Here is a 20,461-nt window from a genome sequence, read left to right on the forward strand (position 1 = left end):
AGGGCGACAACCGGGTAAGGGACATTTTACCTTTGCTCGCACGACGTCGACGGCGGGGCTCGGCCGCTGTCGACGGGGCAACGACGTCTGGGGGACCGAGCATGCGACGGTGGCTGGACCGCGGCACCGGTGACGGGCGGACGGTGCTCGCCCTCGTCCTCGTCCTGACGGTGCCGTTGCTGATCCTCGGCTGGTTGGTGCCCGGCGCACGCGACCTCGACCGCGCGGCGTTGTCCTACGAGCTGCTCGTCTACCCGTCGGTCCTCGTCGCAGGCCTGCTGTTCTACGTCTGCTGGCGGATGTCCGGGAACCCCACGACGGCGTGGCTGGCGGCCGGCGTCACGGTCGTGGGCGCCCAGGGCGTCGGCCTGGCCGCCGTGCACCTGGCCCAGCCGACCTCGTTCGCCGCGCACGCGGGCTGGATGACCGGGATCGACCTGGCCGTGCAGGCGCTGGTCGTCGCCGGCACGGTCCTCGCGGCACGGCGGCCGCTGCGCGTCGACCCGTTCCTCGCCGGCCTGCTCGTCGGCGCGGTCGTGACCGCGCTCCGCGCGGCCGCTCTCGACCTGCCCTCCCTGGGCCTGTCCGGGACGGCCCTGAAGGGACTCGCCGTCCTGCTGTTCGTCGGCCAGGCCTGTGCCGCGCTGCTCCTGACCCGCCTGAGCGGTTCGCCCGGGTGGGTGCGGCTACGGATCGGCCTCGCGTCCGTCACCCTCGGCTTCAGCCAGCTGCTCCTGGCGCCCGGCCTATTCGACGACCTCGAGGCAGCCGTCGCGACCGTCCTGCGGATCGGCGGCGCCGCTGTCCTCATCCACACCGCCCTGACGCTGCTGCAGGTGAAGACGCGCCGGTACGGGAGCACAGTGCGCAGCCTGCACCAGCGGATGGAGCACCTGGAGGCGGACGCCCGGGTCAACCGCGAGCGGCTCCACGAGATCGGGGCGACCGTCGCGGGCATCGCCAACGTCTCTCAGATCCTGCACACGAACCCGGCTCTCCCGGACGACCGACGACGCCACCTCGAGCGGGCCATGGAGGCGGAGGCGACCCGCCTCCAGCGGCTGATGGACGACCGGCGCACGGCCCGCTTCGAGCAGACCGACCTCGACGCCGTGCTGGAGCCGCTCGTGACCGCCCACCGGGCCCGCGGCCGTCGGGTGGCCTGGGCCCCCAGCCAGGTCAAGGCCCTCTGCCGGCCCGACGACGTCGCCGAGGTGGTCAACATCCTGCTGGAGAACGCAGCGCAGCACGCCCGCACCGCCTGCACCCTCGAGGTCGACCCCTCCGCCGATGCGGTCGAGATCCGCGTGGGGGACGACGGCCCGGGGGTCCCGGCGGACCTGGCCGCCAGCATCTTCGACTGGGGACGCCGCGGACCGAGCTCGACGGGGCAGGGCATCGGCCTCCACATCGCCCACCGGCTCATGGTCGAGCAGGGCGGCGACCTGCGCCTCGAGCCCGCCCCGCCCGGGCAGGGCGCCACGTTCGTGGCCGTGCTGCCCGGCGAGGTCCCGGAGTGACCGCCGGGAGCCCGCTGGTCAGAGCCGAGCGAGCCCCGCCTCGAGCAGCGGCTCGACGGCCCGGGCGGCGGTGTCGAAGCCCTCGCCGTGGGTGGCGCCGGCGCGGTGGCGGTGGTCGATGCCGGCGGCGATGACGGCGAGCTTGAAGCAGCCGAGCGCGAGGTGGGCGTCCCAGTCGACGAGGGGCACGCCGCCGGCGCGTTCGTACGCCGCGGCAAGGGCGTCGGCGCTCGGCAGCCGGTCGCTGGTCCAGGCCGTGGGGAACCCCAGGACCAGGTCGAGCGCCGGGTGGCGGTAGACGCACATCATCGCGACGTCGGCGACCGGGTCGCCGATGGTCGAGAGCTCCCAGTCGACGACGGCCTCGACCCGCGGGCCGTCCGGCCCGTCGAGGGACAGGAGCGTGTTGTCGATGCGGTAGTCGCCGTGGACGACGCCGGTCGAGCGCTGGTCGAACTCCGTGGCCGCGAGCCGGGCGCCGAGCTCGGTGGCGAGCGGACCGAGCGCCGGGTCGCCGACGATCTCCCACTGGCCGGTCCAGCGGCGCACCTGACGCGCGGCGTACCCGTCGGGGCGCCCGAACCGCTCCAGCCCGACCGCGACGTGGTCGACGGCGTGCAGCGCGGCGAGGGTCTCGACGAGACGCGCCGTGGTCGCCTCGAGGGTGGGGTCGTCGAGGGCGTCGAGGTCGGTGCGCGACTGGACCGTGCGGCCGGTCACGAACTCGGCGACCGCGAACGGCAGCCCGACCGCCGTCGCGCCCTCCACGGCGACCACCACCGGCCGCGCGACCGGGAAGCCGGCCGCGGCCAGCGCGCCGGTCACCCGCGCCTCGCGGCCCACGTCGTGGGCGGACGGCGTGCGACCGAGCCGCGGCGGCATCCGCATGACCCAGGCGTGGCCGGGCTCGGTGCTGCCGTCGTCGAGGCGGTAGGTCAGGTTGGAGCGGCCACCGGCGATCAGCCGCGCGGTGAGCGGTCCGGCGAGGACCGCACCGGCGCGGGTCATCTCCTCGGCGACGGCGGCGAGCTCCTCGGCGGACAGGTCCGCGGAGGCGGTGTCGCTCACGCCCACTCCTTCTCGACCCGGCGCACCGCGCGCTTGGCGATCGACCAGCGGTGCACCTCGGAGGGACCGTCGTAGATGCGGAAGGGGCGGATCTCGCGGGCGATCTTGGCCACGGGCAGCTCGGTCGAGACGCCGAGGCCGCCGCACATCTGGGTCGCCCGGTCGACCACGCGGTGCAGCGCCTCGCCGGCGAACGTCTTGGCGATCGAGGTGGTGGCCGAGGCCCGCTCCCCCGCGTCGAGCTCCTCGCACGCGGTCCTCAGCAGCGCGCGGGTCGCGGCGAGGTCGATCTCGCTGTCCGCGACCATCTGCTGGATCATCCCCAGGTCGGCGAGCCGCGAGCCGAACGCCTGACGGCCTGCCACGTGCCGCACCGCCACCTCGTGCGCCCGCCGGGCGGCGCCGGTCCAACGCATCACGTGCGTCATCCGGGCCGGGCCGAGGCGCACCTGCGCGTAGCGGAAACCCTCGTCGACCCCGCCGAGCACCTCGGAGTCCGGCACGAACGCGTCGGTGAAGGTCACCTCGCAGTGCCCGCCGACCATCGACCGGTCCACCGTGCCGACGTGGCGGACGACCTGCAGGCCCTCGGTCTCGGCGGGCATCAGGAACATCGTCGCGCCGCCCGAGCCCGCGGAGCCGGCGCCGCCGGGCTCGCCGCTCGTGCGCGCCATCGTGATGAAGAACGACGCGCCGTCGGCACCGGTGATGAACCACTTGCGGCCGTTGACGACCCAGCCGCCGTCGACCTTCGTCGCGCGGGTCGTCAGCGCCGACGGGTCGCTGCCGGCGCCCGGCGCCGGCTCGGTCATCGCGAAGGCCGAGCGGACCTCGCCCCGCGCCAGCGGCTGGAGGTACGTCGCCCGCTGGGCGTCGGTGGCGACGTGGTCGAGCAGGTGCACGTTGCCCTCGTCGGGCGCGGCGACACCGGTCGCGAGCGGCCCGAAGAGCGAGTAGCCCGCCTCCTCGAACGCCGCCGAGCGGTCGACCATGCCGAGCCCCTGGCCGCCGCAGTCGACCGGCGCGTGGGGCGCGAAGACGCCCGCGTCCCGGGCCTGCTGCTGGAGCCGGACCCGCAGCTCGTCGCCGCCGGCGGCCTCGATGTCGCCGTCGTGCTCGTCGTCCAGCGGGAGCACGCTCGTGCGGATGAACTCCCGCGTGCGGCTGACCAGGTCACTCATGCGTCTGTCCTCCTCGTCGGCGAGACGACCGACCGATCGCTCGCTCGGTCATTCTGGCAGCGGACGTCGCCCGCCGTCAACGCGCGCCGGGCTCCCCCGGACCGGGCCCAGGTCAGGCCGTGGTTAGGCCTGGACGAGCCCCCGCGCCAGGACGAGGTGACGCGCGACCAGCTCGTCGGGGGTCAGGGGCCCGTCCTCGCGGTACCAGGACGCGACGCCCACGCACAGCGACGCCACCGCCCGCGCGGCGTCCGTCGGGTACGGCGTACCGAAGACCCCGGAGGCGGCGCCCGCGAGGACGACCCGGTCGAGCATCCGCTGCTGCTCGTCGCGGCGCTCGACGTACCGCTGCCGGTTCTCGGGGACGAGGCTGCGGATCTCGCTGGATCCCACGAACGCCTGCCGCCGGCGGAACATGTGGAAGCGCAGCAGCGACTCCACCAGCGCGTCGAACTGCGCGGACGGGTCGTCGGGCGCGTCAGCCAGGGCGGCCGCGCTGCGCTCGAGCAGCTCGTCCATGACCGCCATCATCAGCGCGAGCAGGATCTCCTGCTTGGACTTGTAGTGGTGGTAGACGCCCGGCACCGACAGCCCGGCCTCGGCGGCGAGGTCACGGATGCTCGTGCCGTGGTAGCCCTGCTCCGCGAACCGCTCCAGCGCCGCGTCGAGCACGCGCGGCAGCGTGGGGGCGTCGTACGTCCGCCAGTCCGCGAGGTCGGGAGCCGTCATGCACTCACTCTAGGGACGACGGCGGCGGTGCCGTGCAGGCGACGTGGGTACCCGGGTGTCCCCGAGGAGAGCGGAGACGACGTGCGACCGAGGTGGGAGCAGGGGCCGGCGGAGCTGGTGCTGGTGCGGCACGGCGAGTCGATGGGCAACCGGGCGGACGCGGCGGCGCGCGACGCCGGCGCGGAGGTCCTCGACCTGACCGCGCGCGACGCCGACGTGGAGCTGTCCGACACCGGCCGCGAGCAGGCGGCGGCCCTGGGTCGATGGGTCGGCGAGCGCGACGACGTGGGGCGGCAGACGGTGGTCGTCGCGTCGCCGTACCGCCGGGCGGCCGAGACGGCCGCGATCGCCCTGGACGGCCTCGACCTCGACATCGAGCACGACGAGCGGCTGCGCGAGCGCGACCTCGGCGTCTTCGACGGGCTCACCGGGCTCGGCATCCGCAGCCGCTACCCCGAGGAGGCCGAGCGGCGCGACAAGCTCGGCAAGTTCTACTACCAGCCGCCCAGCGGCGAGAGCTGGGCCGCGGTCGCGCAGCGGGTGCGGAGCCTGCTGACGGACCTGCGGCACGGGTACGACGGCGAGCGGGTGTGGCTGTTCAGCCACCAGGCCGTGATCATGACGTTCCGCTACGTGCTGGAGGGCATCGAGGAGACCGACCTCCTCGACCTCGACCGCCGGATGCGGATCCCGAACGCCTCGGTCACGACCTACCGCCGCGACGGCCGCTACCTCGAGCTGGACTCCTTCGCCGACACCACGGCCGTCGACCGGATCGACGTCGACGTCACCCACGAGGAGTCGCAGGGGGCGGCCGACGATGCCTCCTGAGCACTCCCCCGCTCCGAGGATCGTCACCCCCGGCCTCCTGCGCGGCTGGCCGCTGCCGGACCCGGGCGAGGACAAGAACGCGCGCGGCCGGGTCGTCCTGCTCGCCGGGTCGCGTCGGTCGCCGGGCGCCGTGCTGCTCGCCGCCGAGGCCGCGCTGCGCGCCGGGGCCGGCAAGGTCACCGCAGCCACGCTCGACGGGGTCGTCTCCGCGCTCGCCGTCGCGGCACCCGAGGTCGGCGTGCTGCCGCTGGACGCCAACGCTGCGGGGCGGATCGACCCTAGCGCCGCGGACGAGGTCGTCGACGACTGCGGCTCGGCCGACGTGCTGCTGGCCGGGCCCGGGTTCGTCGACCCCGACGACGCGGTCGCGCTGCTCGAGGGCGTCCTGCCCCGCCTCGACCTCGCGCTGGTCCTCGACGCGCTGGGATCGGCGTACCTCACCGCGCACCCGGACGGTCTGCACCATCTCGAGGGCCGCGCCGTGCTGACCGTGAACCCCTCCGAGCTCGCGCAGACGGCCGGCGTCGAGGACGACGAGGTGGCCGCGGACCCGGTCGGCGTCGCGGGCGAGGTCGCCGCACGCAGCCGGGTCGTGGTGGTCTGCGGCGGCACCGAGAAGCACGTCGTCACGCCCGACGGCGACTCCTGGACGATCGAGGGCGGCGGCCCCGGGCTGGGTGCCTCGGGCTCCGGCGACGTGCAGGCCGGCATCGTCGCGGGACTGCTCGGCCGGGGCGCCGAGGCGGCGCAGGCGGCCGCATGGGGCGGCTACGTCCACGCCCGGTGCGGCGAGCGCCTGGCCGCCGCGGTCGGTCCGCTCGGCTACCTGTCCCGCGAGCTCCCCGCCCAGGTGCCGGCGATCATGAGCGAGCTCGCCTGAGCTGCGCGCGTCCGGCCTCGTGCTGCTGGACGTGCGCCCCAGCGCACGCTGCGCAGCACGCCGCCCCTCGGCGCGCGCCCGTCGGCGACTGGTGCAGCTATCCGGCCGACTGGCACGCCTGGCACACGCCGAAGAGCTCGAGGGTGTGGTCGACCTCGGTGAAGCCGTGCTCCTCGGCCACCTTGCTGGCCCACCGCTCGACGGCGGGGCCGGAGACCTCGACCGTCCGGCCGCACTGACGGCAGACGAGGTGGTGGTGATGAGCCTGGCTGCACAACCGGTACACCGCCTCGTTGCCGTCCGCCTTGACGGTGTCGAGCTCGCCGGAGTCGACCATGGCCTGCAGCGCCCGGTAGATGGTGGCGAGACCGACCGACTCCCCCTGCTGGCGCAGGGCGTGGTGGAGGTCCTGCGCACTGCGGAACCCGTCGCTGGCGGAGAGCTCAGCTACAAGCGCGCGGCGCTGGCGGGTGCTACGGGTGGCAGGGGCTGCCTGCTCCGGCGGGGACGCGGAGTCGGTCTTGCGGGGCACGTGCCCACCGTACCGGCGGCTTGCCCGGCCGCCCGCCCGGACTGTGGTCACCAGCTCGACTTGGTCACCCCCGGCAGCTCGCCCCGGTGCGCCATCCCGCGGAAGGTGATCCGCGAGACGCCGAATTTGCGGAGGTGGCCACGCGGACGCCCATCGACCTGGTCACGGTTCCGCAGCCGCACCGGCGAGCTGTCCCGCGGCAGTCGCGAGAGTGCGCGGACGGCCGCGCTGTGCTCGAGCGAGCCGGGCTCGGCGGTCCGGATCGTGTCCTTCAGGGCGGCGCGCCGCTCGGCGTACCGGGCGACGACCTGCTCGCGGCGCCGCTGAGCGGCGACCTTGCTCTTCTTGGCCATCAGCGCTCCTCCTTGAAGTCGACGTGCCGGCGCACCTTCGGGTCGTACTTGCGCAGCACCAACCGGTCGGGGTCGTTGCGGCGGTTCTTGCGGGTGACGTAGGTGTGGCCCGTGCCGGCCGTCGAGCGCAGCTTGACGATCGGGCGCAGGTCGTTGCCGCGGCGCGCCATCAGATCCGCCCGTCACGTCGCAGGATCTCGGCGGCCACGGCGTCGATGCCGCGGACGTCGATGACCTTGATGCCACGGGCGCTCACGCGGAGCGTGACGTTGCGGCCCAGCGACGGCACCCAGTAGCGCTTGCGCTGGACGTTGACGTCGAAGCGCCGGTTCGTGCGGCGGTGGGAGTGGGAGACGTGGTGGCCGAAGCCGGGCGTGCGCCCGGTCACCTGGCAGTGGCGTGACATGCAACCTCCGAACGGTGTACGGTAGTGAGAACGATTCTCATTATTGCACAGGAGGAAGGCATGCGTGACGGCATCCACCCGCCGTACGGTCCGGTGGTGTTCCGCGACCGGTCCACCGGCGACCTGGTCCTGACCCGGTCGACGCTGGTGGCGAAGGACCCCGGGGGGACGGTCGAGCTGGACGGCGTGAGCTACCCGGTCTTCGACGTGGACGTGACCCGCTACAGCCACCCGTTCTGGACCGGCACCGCCCGGTCCCTCGACAGCGAGGGCCGGGTCGAGCGGTTCCGTCGGCGCTACGGGGCGGGATCGTGAGGACGCCCGTCGTCGTCATCACCGGCGTCGATCGCGACGCGATGGCCGCCGCGACGGTGGGACTGCAGTTCGACCTCCCCGGCGCCGTCGTGGTCCGCCACTCGATCGACGTGGACCGCAGCGTGCTGCGGCGCGTCGTCAGCGACGTGACGGGCGTGGTCGAGGAGGACGAGATCGATCTCGCGCACGCGTGCGTCAGCTGCGCGCTCCGCGAGGACGTCCTGCCGACCCTGGAGCGGGTCGCCCGCTCCGGGCGCTGGTCGACGGTCGTGGCCCACCTGCCGGTCGGCGCCGAGGCCGACCAGCTGTGCCACGTGCTGGCGAACGACACCCGCCTGGCGCGCCACCTACGGGTGGCGAGCGTGGTGACGGCCCTGAGCGGCCCCACCCTGGTCGACGACCTCCTCGGCGACGACCTGCTCGCGGAGCGTCACGACCACACCGGCCCGGACGACCGCCGTGGCGTCGGCGAGGTCGGGTGCGCCATGGTCGAGCGCTCCGACGTCGCGGTCACCTGCGGCCTGACCGACGAGGTCGCTCTCGAGCTGCTGCGCGCCCTGGTGCGTCCCGACGCCGCGGTGATCGCCGGCACCGAGCACCTCGACGCCGGCCGGCTCACCGGCCCGGCCCACCACCACCACCGCACCCTCGCCTGGACCGGCCCGGTCATCGACGCGGCGATCGACCCCGTCGACTCGGCCCTCGTGTGGCGGATCGACCTGTCCACACCGCATCCGTTCCACCCCGAGCGCCTCCTGGACCACCTCGAGACGCTCGCCGGGGACGGCCACCGCTCACGCGGCGCCTTCTGGCTGCCGACCCGTCCCGGCCGCGTCCTGCTGTGGGACGGATCGGGCGGCCAGCTCAGCATCGGCGACGCCCACGGCTGGGGCGCCGACGTCCCGCGGACGCGGTTGGTGATGACCGGGATCGGGGTCGCGCCGACGAAGGTCCGCCACGCCTTCGAGGCCGTGCTGCTGAGGCCCGACGAGGCCGCGGCGACGTCCTGGAACCTCGGCGAGGACGGGTTCGAGCCGTGGCTCGGCCCCATCCGCGACGTGGCCTGAGCACGACAGCCCGGATCACCGGCACCGACCGGAGCCACCGGCTCCCACGACCAGGAGGTCACCCATGGCAGTACCGAAGCGCAGGACGTCGCGGAGCAACACCCGACACCGACGCTCGCAGTGGAAGGCCACCGCACCCTCGCTGGTGACGGTGACCGTCGAGGGCGAGCGCTACCGCGTGCCGCGCAACCTCGTCGCGGCCGTCCACCGCGGCCTCGTCGACCCCACGACCGGGGCCATCAGGAAGGAGGGACGATGAAGGTCCGCAACTCGCTCCGCTCGCTGAAGAAGCAGCCGGGCTCCCAGGTGGTGCGCCGTCGCGGCCGCACCTACGTCATCAACAAGCGCAACCCGCGGCTCAAGGCCCGGCAGGGCTGACCACCGCCCACGCCCTGGCACGCATCGAGAGCCGGACCCCGAGGGGTCCGGCTCTCGTCGTCCGCGGCGGCCTCGCGCTAGGCCGGCCAGCGCAGGACCTGCCCTGCCCGGAGCCAGGCCGACACCGTGCGGGCGCACCCCTCGGGATCAGTGGCCTTGATCTCGACCGGCCGACCGACCGGCCGCAGCCCGTCCGTGTCGCGCCGGCAACGCTGCACCCGGACGACCGCGCCGTGGGCCCCCTCGGGCGCGTCTGCTCGCCCGCAGCCCGCGGCCAGGCACGGCGTCCGCACCAGGATCGCGCCCGGCACACGACGTACCAGCGGACGCAGCTGCTGCAGGGCAGGCTCCGTCGCGCCGGCGCACTGCTCCCCGCCGCAGACGGCCACCAGGGTCACCAGGCGGCCGTCCTGCCGAGGACCGCTCACCGCAGTCGCGAGACGTACGGCAGCAGCGCCATCTCCCGGGCCGTCTTGACCGCCCGGCTCACCTCCCGCTGCTGGCGCGGGGTGAGGCAGGTGAGCCTCCGTGCACGGATCGTTCCTCGGTCGCTGACGAACGTCCGCAGGAGGTCGACGTCACGGTAGGTGACGTTCTCGGCCCCCGCGGCGAGGAGGGCGTTCGGACGGGTGCGGGCCGGGAGCCGCGGGCCGGGGCGGTGTCGTCGTGCACTCATGCACGTGACTATACTGAGAGTCATTCTCAATTGCACCCTGCGCCGTCACGGCGCTGCGAAGGAGTGACGCACGTGCGGATCCTCACCAGGGCGGGCTCGACCCTGCTCACCGGCCTCGTCGGCGCGGCGGCGTACGACGCCGTCCGGACGACCATCACCCGGGACGGGCTGCACGAGGGCGCGGTCACCGCGTTCGCGTGGGGCATCCGCGGCAAGCGGAGGGCCGAGGTCGCCGCCGAGCAGCTCCGCCTGGCCACGGGTGACCTCGTGGCCGAGGCACGGGCCCGCACCGGCGAGCAGTCCCCGCCGCCGGGCGTCGGCGACGTGGCTCACGACCACGACCACTGATGGCGCGGACCGTCCTCCCACTCCCGGCCGGACCCGCCGGCCCCGGGCAGGTCGAGGTCGTCGCGCGGAGCGAGGCGGCGGGCCGGGCACGGTACGCCGCGGCGTGGCTGCGGGGATCTGCCGGTCGCGCCGTCGCGGTGGAGGAGGCCGTGGAGCAGGTCTCCGGCGTCCGGGCCGTCCACGCCTATCCGCGGACCGGCTCGGTCGTCGTGTGGTTCCGCCCGGACGCCTGCGACCACGACGAGGTGCTGACCGCCGTCAGCAGCGCGATCGCCACCCGGGTCGAGAAGGCACCTCCCCGCGCTCCCCGGTCGGCCGAGGTGTCCAACGGCGACCTGGCCCGGATGGTCGTCGGCGGCGCCGCGCTCCTCCTGCTGGGCGGCCGGCGGTACGTCGCCCGTCGACCACCCCTGCTCGGTCCCTCGTCGCGGACGGTCGCGACCGGCGTCACCATCTTCACCGGCTACCCGTTCCTGCGGGGCAGCCTGCGCGGGCTCGCCGGCGGCAAGGCTCCGGGCACCGACGCCCTGGTGTCGGCAGCGACCGTGGCCAGCCTGGTGCTGCGCGAGAACGTCGTCGCGCTCACCGTCCTCTGGCTGCTCAACATCGGCGAGTACCTCCAGGACCTCACGCTGCGGCGCACCCGCCGCGCCATCCGCGACCTGCTCACCGGGACCCAGAGCGACGCCTGGGTGCGGCGCGCCGACGGCACCGAGGAGCTGGTCGACATCACCGCGCTGCGGGTGGGTGACGACGTCGTGGTCCACCAGCACGTGGCCGTGCCGGTCGACGGCGTGGTGATCGAGGGCGACGGCGTCCTCGACCAGTCCGCCATCACCGGCGAGAACCTCCCGGTGGCGGTCGAGGCGGGCCAGCAGGTCCACGCCGGGAGCGTCGTGATGCGGGGCCGCCTGGTCGTCCGGGCCTCCGCGGTCGGCCGCGACACCGCCATCGGTCGGGTGATCGCCCGGGTCGAGGAGGCGCAGGAGGACCGCGCCCCCGCGCAGACGGTGGGCGAGAACTTCTCCCGCCGCTTCGTCCCGGCGTCCTTCGCGCTCTCCCTCGCCACGCTGGTCGCGACGCGCGACGTGCGACGCGCGATGACGATGCTGCTCATCGCCTGCCCGTGCGCCGTCGGCCTCGCGACGCCGACCGCGATCAGCGCCGCCATCGGCAACGGCGCCCGGCGCGGGATCCTGGTCAAGGGCGGGTCCCACCTCGAGGCCGCCGCCCGCGTCGACGCCGTGGTCTTCGACAAGACCGGCACGCTCACCGTCGGCCGACCCGTCGTCACCAACGTCGTGTCCTTCCGCGACGACTGGGACCCCGAGCAGGTGCTCGCCTACGCCGCGAGCTCGGAGATCCACTCCCGCCACCCCCTCGCCCAGGCCGTCATCCGGTCGACGGAGGAGCGGCACATCGCGATCCCGCCGCACGAGGAGTGCGAGGTCCTGCTCGGCCTCGGCATGCGCACCTTCTCCGACGGACGCGTGCTCCTGCTTGGCAACCTCGACCTGCTCCGGCGCGAGGGCGTCGAGGTAGGCGCCGACGCGTCACGGTGGGTCGAGCGGCTGCAGACCGAGGCGGAGACGCCGCTGCTGCTCGCGGTGGACGGGCGGCTGACCGGCCTGGTCAGCCTGCGCGACTCCGTGCGACCAGAAGCAGCAGAGGTGCTGCAGGCGCTGCGCGCGGACGGCGTACGACGCATCGTGATGCTGACCGGTGACCACCCGCGCGTGGCTGCCGTCGTCGCGAGCGAGCTGGGGATCACCGAGTGGCGCGCGGAGGTGCTGCCGGAGGACAAGCAGGACGTCGTCGCGGCGCTGCAGCAGGAGGGACACGTGGTCGCGATGGTCGGCGACGGCACGAACGATGCCCCCGCCCTCGCTCTGGCTGACGTCGGCATCGCCATGGGCATCGGCGGGACCGACGTGGCGCTGGAGGCCGCCGAGGTCGCGCTCGCCGGCGACGACCTGCGCCGACTGCTGGAGCTGCGCGATCTCTCCCGCGAGGCGGTGCGCGTCATCCGGCAGAACTACGGGATGTCGATCGCCGTGAACGCCGCGGGTCTGGTCGTCGGCGCCGGCGGGGCCCTCTCCCCCGTGGTCGCGGCCGTGCTGCACAACGCGTCCTCGATCGCGGTCGTGGGCAACAGCGCGCGGATCACCCGCTACCGGCTGCCGGTCACGCCCGCCGCGGACGCGCCTCAGCGGTAGGTGGACTCCGGGGGCGACCTCCCGTATCTCCACGGCCACGACGGCCGTCCTGCTCTCTGGCGTGCCGGTGCCCGGGACCCACTGCCCGGTCACGACGACCCAGGTGTCACGCGGCGGCGCGGCGGCGCCGAGGACGCCGATCCGGACGGCGAGGGCGTCCGCGGCGCAGCAGCCGACCATCATCCGCGTGACGTACCAGCTGCCCCGGTCGTCCGTGCTCACGAAGCCGCGGAGCAGCACGGTGCGCCCGGCGAGACCCCCACCGCCCTCGTAGGCACGCCAGGCCATGTCCTCCAGGTCGACCTCCACCGGGTCAGCGGCGGGCAGCGGCCCCAACGCGCTGGCCGGCGCTGCGGGCAGTGCCTCGTCGGCGCGCCGCTCGGCCAGGTAGGCACCGAGGGCCGGTGGGTTGACCACGAAGACGACCATGCTCGGCAGCAGCAGGAGCCAGGTCACGGGGGGCACGCGGTGCGCGTTCGCGCCGTCCGCGGCGGCGTGGTGGTCCTCGTCCTCGTCGTCGAACCCGAGCAGCGGTCGCAGTGCCAGCAGGACGAGCAGGCCACCCGTGACGAGCACCGGCCACCGCATCCAGTCGGCGACGTAGCGCACGTGGACACCCTCCACCGCGATTCGCACCAGCACGGCACCGAGGAAGCCGAGCGCGATGCCCTGGGTCATCGGTCTCACAGCAGCCAGCACCCCACCGCTGCGGCCATCGCGACGGCCGTGACCACGACGACCGGGACGAAGCGGGCGGCGAACGCTCCGCCGAAGTACCCGGCCTCCATCGCGGCGAGCTTGACGTCCATGGCCGGGCCCACCACCAGGAACGCCAGCTTCGCGGTGTCGGAGAAGGCGGTGAGGCTCGCGGCCACGAAGGCGTCGGACTCCGAGCACAGCGCGACCACGAAGGCGAACACCGCCAAGGTCAGCACACCGACGACAGCCTGCCCCGCGACCGTCTCGATGACCGTCCGCGGCACGAACGTGTTGGCCGCGGCGGCCAGCATCGCACCGAGCACCAGGAAGCCCGACGCGTGCAGGAAGTCGTGACGGACGCTGTCGGCGAACCGGCGGGTCGGGTGCTCCGCACCGATGCGGGGCAGCCGGATCGGCAGCCGTCGACCGCGGCTCAGGCACCACCAGCCGACGAGGACCGCCGTCGCGAGCGACGCCAGGAAGCGGGCCACCACCATCCTCGGCTCGCCGGGGAACGCGACAGCCGTCGAGACCAGCACGACCGGGTTCACCGCAGGGGCAGCCAGCAGGAAGGTGAGGGCCACCGCCGGCGCGACTCCACGCCGCATGAGCCCGCCCGCGATCGGGACCGCTGCGCACTCGCAGCCCGGCAGGCCGACGCCGGCGATGCCGGCCACGGGAACCGCGAGGACCGGGTTCGCCGGCACGACCCGGCGTAGCACCCGGGCCGAGAGCAGCGTGGCGATCAGGGCGGAGAGCACGACGCCGGCGAGAAGGAACGGCGCCGACTGGACCACAACGGCGACGAACATCGTGCACCAGGTGCCGAGCGCCTCGTCGTCGATCGGGCCGAGCCAGCGCTGGCTCAGCAGGCCCCCGACCACGAGCAGCGCCACGAGCGCGGGTTGCCACCCGCGGGCGGACGGCCGCGACGACGCCGTCTCAACCTGCGCAGGAGTGGACACCACGGCAGTATCGAGGACGATCCTCATTCCCGCTGGAGGTTCCCGGCGCGGCGCCGGTGCGGGACCACCCCGACCGGGCCTAGCCCCGATCGGTCCCCAGCAGGCGGGCCGGTGGGTGCTCGACCGGTCGGCCCGGCGGGACCGGGAGAGGTCCGTCGGTCCCCGGCCGACGGCTTCGTCGGTCCAGCACCCGCGCGGCGACCACACCGTGCCGAGGCGCGAGGAGCCAGGCGAGCAGGAAGAACGCGGCCAGCACCAGGACCACGCTGGCACCAACCGGTAGGTCCCACGACCAGGAGACGTAGATGCCGACCACGGCCGCCGTGCAGCCGATGGCCGGCGCGAGCCCCATCATCACCCCGAGCCGGTCGGTCAGCAGGCGGGCGGTCGCCGCCGGCGCCACCAGCAGCGCGAGCACCAGCACGTTGCCGATCGTCTGGACCGAGATGACGACCGCCAGGGTCACCAGCACGTAGAGCACGAGGTCGTAGACGAGGACCGGCAGGCCGAGCGCTCGAGCGCCGTCCCGGTCCAGCGTCACCGCAACCAGCTGGTGGTGGAGCATCATGAGCAGGCCCAGCACGACGACCCCGACGACACCGATCACCACCAGGTCGCTGTCGGGGACACCGGCGAGCGACCCGAAGAGGAACTGCTGCAACGAGCCGGCGTACCCGGGCGCCCGGGAGATGATGACGACGCCGAGGGCGAACGAGGCCACGAAGAACACCCCGATGACGGAGTCCTCGCGCAGCCGCCGGGTCTGGCTGAAGACGGCGATGAGCACCGCGGTCACCACGCCGGCGAGGGTGCCGCCCAGGATCAGGTTGCCCGAGACGACGAAGGCCACGGCGAGGCCCGGGAACACGGCGTGCGCCACGGCATCACCGATGAACGCCATGCCTCGCAGGACCACGTAGCACCCCACTACCCCGCACACGACCGACGACATCAGTGCGACGGCGAGCGCCTTGGGCAGGAACCGCAGGTCGGGGTTGCCCAGGTCCGAGAGGAAGTCGAGCAGCGACATCAGCGGGCCTCCACCACACGCAGGAACGGGCTGTCGGCTGCGACGCCGAACGTCTCCACCCAGACGTCGGGACGGACCCGCAGCTCGTCGGCGCTTCCGGCGGCGACCACCGTGCGGTTGAGCAGCACGAGGCGCGAGCAGGTGAACAAGGCGGAAGCGATGTCGTGGGTGGTCATCAGGACGGCGCGGCCGTCCGCGACGATTGCCCCCAGCATCGACAGCAGCGACTCCTGGGTCGGGAGGTCCAAGCCGGTGAACGGCTCGTCCAGGAGCAGGACGCCGGGGTCCAGGGCGAGGGCGCGGGCGACCAGGACGCGTTGCCGCTGGCCGCCGGAGAGCTGTCCGACCTGCCGGCGCCGGAGCCCGGTCATGTCGACCAGCCCGAGCGCGCGGTCGACTGCTCGCCAGTCCTCCACCCGTGGCCGCCGGCCCGGCCACCACGAGCCGACCCGACCGGTCAGCACGGCCTGCTCGACCGAGACCGGGAAGTCCCAGGCGAACTCGTGCCGTTGCGGCACGTAGCCGATGTCGCCGCGTCGGGGACGAACCGCACGGCCCTCGACAGCGACCTGGCCACGCCGTCGTGGCGTCAGGCCGAGCACGCTGCGCAGCAGCGTGGTCTTGCCGGCACCGTTGGGTCCGATGAGGCCGACCAGTTCCCCGGGCCGCACCGTGAGATCGACGCCGTGGAGCACCGGCCGGCCGCCCAGGTCCACGTCGAGACCCCGGACCTCCAACCCGGCACCGGCAGCGGACGTCGGGGAGGGCGTCGCGTGGGCCGTCGAGGGCACCGTCGGCGACGTCATCGCGCTGCCTCCGAGCGCGCCTGCTCGCGCACGCGGCGGCCGCGCAGCGAGAGCACCACAGCGGCGGCCGCCAGCGCGCCGCCGACCGCGATCAGCACCCAGAGCACGGCCGGGAGCTGTCCGGTCGTGCCCGCGTCGGCGGCCCGGTCCGCCTCCGGCGCCTCCGTCGCGGTGGCGACGCTCGCAGGAGTCGGCCCCGCATCGGCCGCGAACGCGTCCTCCGTCGCGGTGCCGTCACCGACGGCGAACCGGACCGTCCCGACGGCCTCGTCCTCACTGCCGTCGACGAGCGTGGCGTTTGCGCGGATCGACACCAGGTAGACCCCCGGGCGGGTGAAGACCCAGTTCGCGTGCGTGTGCGTGTTGACGTCCACCCACAGCTCCTGCTCCTCGGCGGACCGCGAGTCCCAAAGCACGTCGGGCTCGCCGAACCCGCCGTCTTGGAGATAGACGAGCAGGTCACCCGGGCCCTCGACCCCCGCGAGGGACAGGGTGACGCCCCGGTCGACCGACGCCATCACCTGCGGGTCCTGGGTGTTCCAGCCCAGCCAGACGACGTCGGGGTCCTGGGTCTGCGGGACGACGTGGACCGGCGCGCCGGGCTCGACGCCCAGGAAGCCGTACGCCGGGTCGTTCGGCACCTCTCGGGTCGCGGAGTCGGACACCTGCACGACGGCGTGCTCGAGCGGACGCCACACCGAACCGTCCGCGTCGGTGTCGTCGTGCACCATCAACGTCCAGGCGCCGTCCACGTAGCGAGGACCGAGGTCCACGTGCCCGAGCGAAAGCACGGTGTCCTCCTCGGAGACGGCCTGGTCCTCCTCGATGCTCTGGGAGAGCCCGTCGGAAGGAGTGGCCGACCCACGGTGACCCGGGGCGCCGGAGGGCTCGGCGACCGCCCGGGCCGGAGCGGCGAGCACGAGTGTGGCCACCAGGACGCAGCCGACCGAGGTGAGGAAGGGGCGCACGCCTGTGCTGCGGATCAGTGGCATCGGAAACCGTTCTCGTCGGATGTGCGGGGCTGGGACGCCGAGCGGCGTCGTGCACGCGTCGGCCGGTGGGGCGGGCACTAGGCCAGGCAGTCGTGCAGGGAGCGGGCGTTGAAACGCACCAGCTCGACGTAGGTGGTGACGTCCTCGTCGAAGGTGTCGCCGTAGATCGGGCACACGGCGACGTCCTCCTCGGTCGCGACCTCGGTCAGCACCGAGGCTCGGGCCTGCAGGTTCGGCTCGACGAACACGGCCGGGACCTGCAGGGTGCGGATGGCCTCGCCCAGCTTGCGCCGGTCCGCGAGCGACGGCTCGGCGGCCGGGTTCGGGGTGACGAAGCCCCCGATCCGCAGGTCATAGGCCTGGGCGAGGTAGGCGAAGGCGTCGTGGGTCGTGACCAGGTAGCGACGGTCCTCCGGGATGTCGCCGATCGTCTCCCGGACGTGCCGGTCCAGCGCGGCGAGCTCCTCCAGGTAGGCCTCCGCCCGGTCGCGGTACGCCAGTGCGTGCTCGGGGTCGGCGCCGGCGAGCGTGTCGCGGATGAGCTCGGTGTAGGCCATGACGTTGCCGACGTCCTGCCACAGGTGCGGGTCGATCTCCCCGTGCACGTGCTTGCCGAGCACCGCCTGGGGCAGCTGGTAGAGCGCATCGCCCGGACGGCCGAGGAAGCCGAGCCGGCGGTCGCCCGGCACCTCGGCCAGGGCGGTGGTGGGGACGTCGATCACCACGTCCTCGAGCCGGTGCACCTGCTGGGCGCCCTCGCCACCGCCCTCGGGGTCGTGCCTCACCTCAAGCCCGCCGGTGTCGAGGTCGACGGTGATGTCCGCGTGCCCCTCGCCGAGCACGGTGCGCCCTGGTGCCGCCGAACCCGGCGGCACGCCGACCGCGAAGAGGACCGTCGACTCCCCCAGTGGCTGGGACGCGCTGCGCTCGTCGACCTGGATGCGCGCCTGCACGGTGAGCTCGTAGACGCCTGGCTCAGTGAACGCCCAGGACATGTGGGTGTGCGCGTCGACCGGCAGCAGGGCGGTGTCGTCGCGGAAGCCGTCACCGGCGTCGAACCCGTCCCCGCTGTCGAAGTACACCTCGGGGTCGCCGAACGACCCGGTGAGGTAGCCGACCATGCGCCCCGGGCCGTCGAGGGCGGTGGCGCTGAGCAGGACGTCGGACGAGCGGTCGGCGCCGTACGCCGCGCCGTCGCCCGCGGCGCGCAGGCCGAGCCAGATCGTGTCCAGGTTGACGTTCTCGACCAGCGGGATGATCTCGGCGGCGTACTTCACCGCGTCCTCGGCCAGCGAGACGTTCACGGCGTCGTCGCGCAGGTTGGCGTCGAGCGTCTTGATCACGTTGTGCTGCTCCAGGAGGAGGTAGTTGCTGAACGCCACGTCGGCGTACACGACGTCCCGGGCGCGCCGGAGCGTGGGCTCGTAGGAGTGGGGGTCCTCACGGTCCGGGACGAGCGAGACGACGTTGACGTGCTCCCCTCCGACGTTGCGGACCAGGTCGGCGAGCAACCCGGTCGTGGTGACCACCTGCAACCGTCCGTCGTGGTCGGACAGGCCGGGGGCCGACGCGCACCCCGCAGCGGCGAGCACCGCCGCGGCAGCGACGACGAGCCGAGCCGCGCCGCCGCGCCGCCGGGGACTAGCGGACACCGGGTCGCCGCCGCACCATCAGCCACGCGCCCAGGACGACCGAGGCGAGCCCCACCGGCAGCAGCGCGCTCAGGACCGGGTCGGCCCCGGTGTCGGGCAGGACGCAGTCGCGCGCGCGGGTCTCCGCGGCCTTCGTCGGCACCGCGGTGTCGTCCGCAGCAGCGACGTCGCGCGTCGCGTTGTCCCGATCGATGGCGACTGCGACCGGTGCCAGGCGGCTCACGGGGTTGCTCGTCAGCGCCCTTCCGGGCACCGCGGCCTGCTCCGGACCGACTACCGAGCGCTGAGCCGCCGCCCCGCCCACCTGGAAGGTCAAGCTCGCTCGGTCCGAGACCCGACCGCTCGCCAGGTCGGCGGAGATCGTGAAGGAGACCCGGTAGGTGCCGGGCGCCGTGAAGGCCCAGTTGCCGTGGGCGTGGACGTTCAGCGGCACCTCGACGCTGGAGGGGAAGCCGGCGATGTTGCCGAAGACCTTCTCGCCCACCCCACCGAAGGAGTCGGTGAGGTAGACGGCCAGACGCCCCGGGCCGGAGACGGCGTCCAGCGTGAACCGCACCGTCCCGGTCGCCGCGGACCGCAGCCCCTCGTCCTGGGTGTTCCAGCCCAGCCAAGGGATGCCGGAAGCCTGCGTCTGCGGCATCAACCAGATGGGGTCCCCGGCCGCGCCGAGGAAGCCGTATGTGGGGCCGGCCGGAACGTGCTGCTCGGCCGCATCGCCCAGCACGAACGTCACCGAGGACGGATCGACCCACGCCGGCGGCTGCGTCCGGTCGTCCTTCACCCGGGCGACCAGTCGGCCGCCCTCGACGCGCGGCCCGAAGTCGAAGTGACCGTCGGTCACGGGGGTGCCCGCGCTCGGCGCCGTGCCCTGCCCGGGGGCCTGACCGGCCGGTCCGGGTCCGCCACTGCTCTCGGCCGGCGGCAGGCACGTCGTCGTGCGCGGAGCAGCCGGCGCGGGTGCGGGAGCGGCCGGAGGCGGCAGCGCGGCGCCGATGCCCGGCGGCGCTGCACCCGCGCCCGGGGCGGCACCCGGGCCGCCGGGCACCACCGGCGCGACCGGGGCGCCCGGCGCGTCGGGCGAGCCGCCGCCGTCCTGGCCGCCGTCCTGACCACCGCCGGCGTCGCCGCACGGGCCCACGAGGAAGAACAGCGAGGCGTCGCTCGTGACCTTTCGGCCGTCCTCCAGCGTGGCGACGTGCCGGGTGTCGACGCGATAGGTGCCGGGCCGGGTGAAGGACCAGGTCGCGTGGGCGTGGACGTTCGGAGGGATCCGCAGCGTCCGCGGCCACCCGGTCGTCGTGCCGAGCAGCTTCTCCACGCCGCCGAAGGCGCCGGTCTGGTGGACGAAGAGCTCGCCCGACCCCTCGACGCCACGCAGCCGCCAGGTGGTGGCGCCTTGGATCTTCGCCAGCGCGGTCGGGTGCTGGGTGTTCCAGCCCAGCCACGGCACACCCGGCTGCTGGGTCTGTCCCATCGACCAGACGGTCGCGCCCGGCCGGCCCAGGAACGAGTACGTCTCCCCGTCGGGGACCTGCTGCTGCGATGCCTCCTGCAGTGACAGGAGCACCTTGTCGGGCCGGATCCAGCGCGCCGGGTCGGTGCGGTCGTCCTTGATGCGTGACTGGAGCCTTCCTCCGACGACCTTGACCCCGAAGTCGAGGTGGCCCTCGGTCACCGTCGCGGCGTCCTCCGCAAGGCCGGCCGGGGTGCAGGCGCCCACGGCCGCCGTCGCGCTCGTCGAGGGAGCAACGATCGGGGAGGCGGGGGCGGTCGGAGCCGGAGGGATCGATGTGTCGGGGGCGTGCGGGGCCGGCGCC

Annotated in this window: 24 protein-coding genes; 9 read left to right on the forward strand and 15 right to left on the reverse strand. The window is 74.0% G+C overall.

What is annotated here, in order from left to right:
• Window positions 1-101 precede the first annotated feature (101 nt).
• Window positions 102-1,520 (forward strand): ATP-binding protein, encoded by a 1,419-nt coding sequence (locus G6553_RS09720; RefSeq protein ID WP_166191529.1) that lies wholly within the window; start codon window positions 102-104, stop codon window positions 1,518-1,520.
• An 18-nt stretch (window positions 1,521-1,538) separates the two neighbouring features.
• Here G6553_RS09720 and G6553_RS09725 read toward each other — a convergent pair whose 3' ends face one another.
• The 3 genes from G6553_RS09725 to G6553_RS09735 form a co-directional block, all read right to left on the reverse strand.
• On the reverse strand, window positions 1,539-2,588 hold the full coding sequence (locus G6553_RS09725) for a phosphotransferase family protein (protein ID WP_347565614.1): 1,050 nt from the start codon (window positions 2,586-2,588) through the stop codon (window positions 1,539-1,541).
• Window positions 2,585-3,769, reverse strand: coding sequence for an acyl-CoA dehydrogenase family protein (locus G6553_RS09730; RefSeq protein WP_166191532.1), 1,185 nt, complete (start codon window positions 3,767-3,769; stop codon window positions 2,585-2,587). The genes G6553_RS09725 and G6553_RS09730 overlap by 4 nt, the downstream gene beginning before the upstream one ends.
• Window positions 3,770-3,892: 123 nt before the next feature.
• Window positions 3,893-4,498: a TetR/AcrR family transcriptional regulator gene (locus tag G6553_RS09735; RefSeq protein WP_166191535.1), complete on the reverse strand. Its 606-nt coding sequence runs from the start codon at window positions 4,496-4,498 to the stop codon at window positions 3,893-3,895.
• A gap of 81 nt (window positions 4,499-4,579) precedes the next feature.
• On the opposite strand from G6553_RS09735, the gene G6553_RS09740 reads away from it, so the two are divergent.
• Complete coding sequence (locus G6553_RS09740) at window positions 4,580-5,329, forward strand: histidine phosphatase family protein (RefSeq protein ID WP_207619574.1); 750 nt, start codon at window positions 4,580-4,582, stop codon at window positions 5,327-5,329.
• On the forward strand, window positions 5,319-6,209 hold the full coding sequence (locus tag G6553_RS09745; RefSeq protein WP_166191538.1) for an NAD(P)H-hydrate dehydratase: 891 nt from the start codon (window positions 5,319-5,321) through the stop codon (window positions 6,207-6,209). The genes G6553_RS09740 and G6553_RS09745 overlap by 11 nt, the downstream gene beginning before the upstream one ends.
• A 97-nt stretch (window positions 6,210-6,306) precedes the next feature.
• On the opposite strand, the gene G6553_RS09750 is transcribed toward G6553_RS09745, so the two are convergent.
• The 4 genes from G6553_RS09750 to rpmB are packed head-to-tail and all read right to left on the reverse strand — an operon-like array spanning window position 6,307 to window position 7,500.
• On the reverse strand, window positions 6,307-6,741 hold the full coding sequence (locus G6553_RS09750) for a Fur family transcriptional regulator (RefSeq protein WP_166191541.1): 435 nt from the start codon (window positions 6,739-6,741) through the stop codon (window positions 6,307-6,309).
• Window positions 6,742-6,788: 47 nt separating this feature from the next.
• Window positions 6,789-7,094, reverse strand: coding sequence for a 30S ribosomal protein S14 (rpsN, locus tag G6553_RS09755; protein ID WP_166191544.1), 306 nt, complete (start codon window positions 7,092-7,094; stop codon window positions 6,789-6,791).
• Window positions 7,094-7,264, reverse strand: coding sequence for a 50S ribosomal protein L33 (gene rpmG / locus G6553_RS09760; protein WP_166191547.1), 171 nt, complete (start codon window positions 7,262-7,264; stop codon window positions 7,094-7,096). Before rpmG ends, rpsN begins: the two co-directional genes overlap by 1 nt.
• The gene (gene rpmB, locus G6553_RS09765; RefSeq protein WP_166191550.1) at window positions 7,264-7,500 is read right to left on the reverse strand and encodes a 50S ribosomal protein L28; all 237 of its coding nucleotides are present in this window, start codon (window positions 7,498-7,500) and stop codon (window positions 7,264-7,266) included. The genes rpmG and rpmB overlap by 1 nt, the downstream gene beginning before the upstream one ends.
• 60 nt (window positions 7,501-7,560) lie before the next feature.
• Here rpmB and G6553_RS09770 point away from each other — a divergent pair, with 60 nt between their 5' ends.
• The 4 genes from G6553_RS09770 to ykgO all read left to right on the forward strand — a co-directional run bounded on the left by G6553_RS09770 (window position 7,561) and on the right by ykgO (window position 9,260).
• Window positions 7,561-7,815, forward strand: coding sequence for a type B 50S ribosomal protein L31 (locus tag G6553_RS09770; RefSeq protein WP_166191553.1), 255 nt, complete (start codon window positions 7,561-7,563; stop codon window positions 7,813-7,815).
• Window positions 7,812-8,882: a GTP-binding protein gene (locus G6553_RS09775; protein WP_347565615.1), complete on the forward strand. Its 1,071-nt coding sequence runs from the start codon at window positions 7,812-7,814 to the stop codon at window positions 8,880-8,882. The genes G6553_RS09770 and G6553_RS09775 overlap by 4 nt, the downstream gene beginning before the upstream one ends.
• A gap of 64 nt (window positions 8,883-8,946) precedes the next feature.
• Window positions 8,947-9,141 carry a 50S ribosomal protein L32 gene (gene rpmF, locus G6553_RS09780; protein ID WP_166191556.1) on the forward strand — a complete coding sequence of 65 codons (195 nt, stop codon included), beginning with the start codon at window positions 8,947-8,949 and terminating at the stop codon, window positions 9,139-9,141.
• Window positions 9,138-9,260 (forward strand): type B 50S ribosomal protein L36, encoded by a 123-nt coding sequence (gene ykgO / locus G6553_RS09785; protein ID WP_166191559.1) that lies wholly within the window; start codon window positions 9,138-9,140, stop codon window positions 9,258-9,260. Before rpmF ends, ykgO begins: the two co-directional genes overlap by 4 nt.
• A 77-nt stretch (window positions 9,261-9,337) precedes the next feature.
• On the opposite strand, the gene G6553_RS09790 is transcribed toward ykgO, so the two are convergent.
• Together G6553_RS09790 and rpsR are read right to left on the reverse strand one after the other, a co-directional pair.
• On the reverse strand, window positions 9,338-9,688 hold the full coding sequence (locus G6553_RS09790) for a hypothetical protein (protein WP_207619575.1): 351 nt from the start codon (window positions 9,686-9,688) through the stop codon (window positions 9,338-9,340).
• A complete protein-coding gene (gene rpsR / locus G6553_RS09795; protein ID WP_166191565.1) occupies window positions 9,685-9,936 on the reverse strand; it encodes a 30S ribosomal protein S18 in 252 nt (83 codons plus the stop codon). The genes G6553_RS09790 and rpsR overlap by 4 nt, the downstream gene beginning before the upstream one ends.
• A 72-nt stretch (window positions 9,937-10,008) precedes the next feature.
• On the opposite strand from rpsR, the gene G6553_RS09800 reads away from it, so the two are divergent.
• Together G6553_RS09800 and G6553_RS09805 are read left to right on the forward strand one after the other, a co-directional pair.
• A complete protein-coding gene (locus G6553_RS09800; RefSeq protein WP_347565616.1) occupies window positions 10,009-10,284 on the forward strand; it encodes a DUF1490 family protein in 276 nt (91 codons plus the stop codon).
• The gene (locus G6553_RS09805) at window positions 10,284-12,500 is read left to right on the forward strand and encodes a cation-translocating P-type ATPase (protein WP_166191571.1); all 2,217 of its coding nucleotides are present in this window, start codon (window positions 10,284-10,286) and stop codon (window positions 12,498-12,500) included. Before G6553_RS09800 ends, G6553_RS09805 begins: the two co-directional genes overlap by 1 nt.
• A 683-nt stretch (window positions 12,501-13,183) precedes the next feature.
• Here the strand turns inward: G6553_RS09805 and G6553_RS09815 are convergent.
• The 6 genes from G6553_RS09815 to G6553_RS09840 form a co-directional block, all read right to left on the reverse strand.
• Window positions 13,184-14,164 (reverse strand): permease, encoded by a 981-nt coding sequence (locus G6553_RS09815; RefSeq protein WP_347565617.1) that lies wholly within the window; start codon window positions 14,162-14,164, stop codon window positions 13,184-13,186.
• A 79-nt stretch (window positions 14,165-14,243) separates the two neighbouring features.
• On the reverse strand, window positions 14,244-15,197 hold the full coding sequence (locus G6553_RS09820; RefSeq protein ID WP_207619585.1) for an anchored repeat-type ABC transporter permease subunit: 954 nt from the start codon (window positions 15,195-15,197) through the stop codon (window positions 14,244-14,246).
• Window positions 15,194-16,000, reverse strand: a complete 807-nt coding sequence (locus G6553_RS09825) for an anchored repeat-type ABC transporter ATP-binding subunit (RefSeq protein ID WP_166191579.1) — start codon at window positions 15,998-16,000, stop codon at window positions 15,194-15,196. The genes G6553_RS09820 and G6553_RS09825 overlap by 4 nt, the downstream gene beginning before the upstream one ends.
• The gene (locus tag G6553_RS09830) at window positions 15,997-16,992 is read right to left on the reverse strand and encodes a choice-of-anchor M domain-containing protein (RefSeq protein ID WP_166191582.1); all 996 of its coding nucleotides are present in this window, start codon (window positions 16,990-16,992) and stop codon (window positions 15,997-15,999) included. The genes G6553_RS09825 and G6553_RS09830 overlap by 4 nt, the downstream gene beginning before the upstream one ends.
• 77 nt (window positions 16,993-17,069) lie before the next feature.
• Window positions 17,070-18,521: an anchored repeat ABC transporter, substrate-binding protein gene (locus G6553_RS09835; RefSeq protein WP_347565618.1), complete on the reverse strand. Its 1,452-nt coding sequence runs from the start codon at window positions 18,519-18,521 to the stop codon at window positions 17,070-17,072.
• Between the two features lie 112 nt (window positions 18,522-18,633).
• Window positions 18,634-20,461, reverse strand: a 1,828-nt coding sequence (locus G6553_RS09840; protein WP_207619577.1) for a TIGR03773 family transporter-associated surface protein, incomplete at its 5' end; no start/stop codon positions are given.

It is taken from the genome of Nocardioides sp. IC4_145, from assembly GCF_011250565.1.
Lineage (GTDB): Bacteria > Actinomycetota > Actinomycetes > Propionibacteriales > Nocardioidaceae > Nocardioides.

Coding starts and splice junctions, on each gene's coding strand:
- rpsR (WP_166191565.1), bottom strand. CDS start 9,936: ATGAGTGCACGACGACACCGCCCCGGCCCGCGGCTCCCGGCCCGCACC.
- rpsN (WP_166191544.1), bottom strand. CDS start 7,094: ATGGCCAAGAAGAGCAAGGTCGCCGCTCAGCGGCGCCGCGAGCAGGTC.
- G6553_RS09825 (WP_166191579.1), bottom strand. CDS start 16,000: ATGACGTCGCCGACGGTGCCCTCGACGGCCCACGCGACGCCCTCCCCG.
- rpmB (WP_166191550.1), bottom strand. CDS start 7,500: ATGTCACGCCACTGCCAGGTGACCGGGCGCACGCCCGGCTTCGGCCAC.
- G6553_RS09830 (WP_166191582.1), bottom strand. CDS start 16,992: ATGCCACTGATCCGCAGCACAGGCGTGCGCCCCTTCCTCACCTCGGTC.
- rpmG (WP_166191547.1), bottom strand. CDS start 7,264: ATGGCGCGCCGCGGCAACGACCTGCGCCCGATCGTCAAGCTGCGCTCG.
- rpmF (WP_166191556.1), top strand. CDS start 8,947: ATGGCAGTACCGAAGCGCAGGACGTCGCGGAGCAACACCCGACACCGA.
- G6553_RS09720 (WP_166191529.1), top strand. CDS start 102: ATGCGACGGTGGCTGGACCGCGGCACCGGTGACGGGCGGACGGTGCTC.
- G6553_RS09735 (WP_166191535.1), bottom strand. CDS start 4,498: ATGACGGCTCCCGACCTCGCGGACTGGCGGACGTACGACGCCCCCACG.
- G6553_RS09805 (WP_166191571.1), top strand. CDS start 10,284: ATGGCGCGGACCGTCCTCCCACTCCCGGCCGGACCCGCCGGCCCCGGG.
- G6553_RS09770 (WP_166191553.1), top strand. CDS start 7,561: ATGCGTGACGGCATCCACCCGCCGTACGGTCCGGTGGTGTTCCGCGAC.
- ykgO (WP_166191559.1), top strand. CDS start 9,138: ATGAAGGTCCGCAACTCGCTCCGCTCGCTGAAGAAGCAGCCGGGCTCC.
- G6553_RS09745 (WP_166191538.1), top strand. CDS start 5,319: ATGCCTCCTGAGCACTCCCCCGCTCCGAGGATCGTCACCCCCGGCCTC.
- G6553_RS09730 (WP_166191532.1), bottom strand. CDS start 3,769: ATGAGTGACCTGGTCAGCCGCACGCGGGAGTTCATCCGCACGAGCGTG.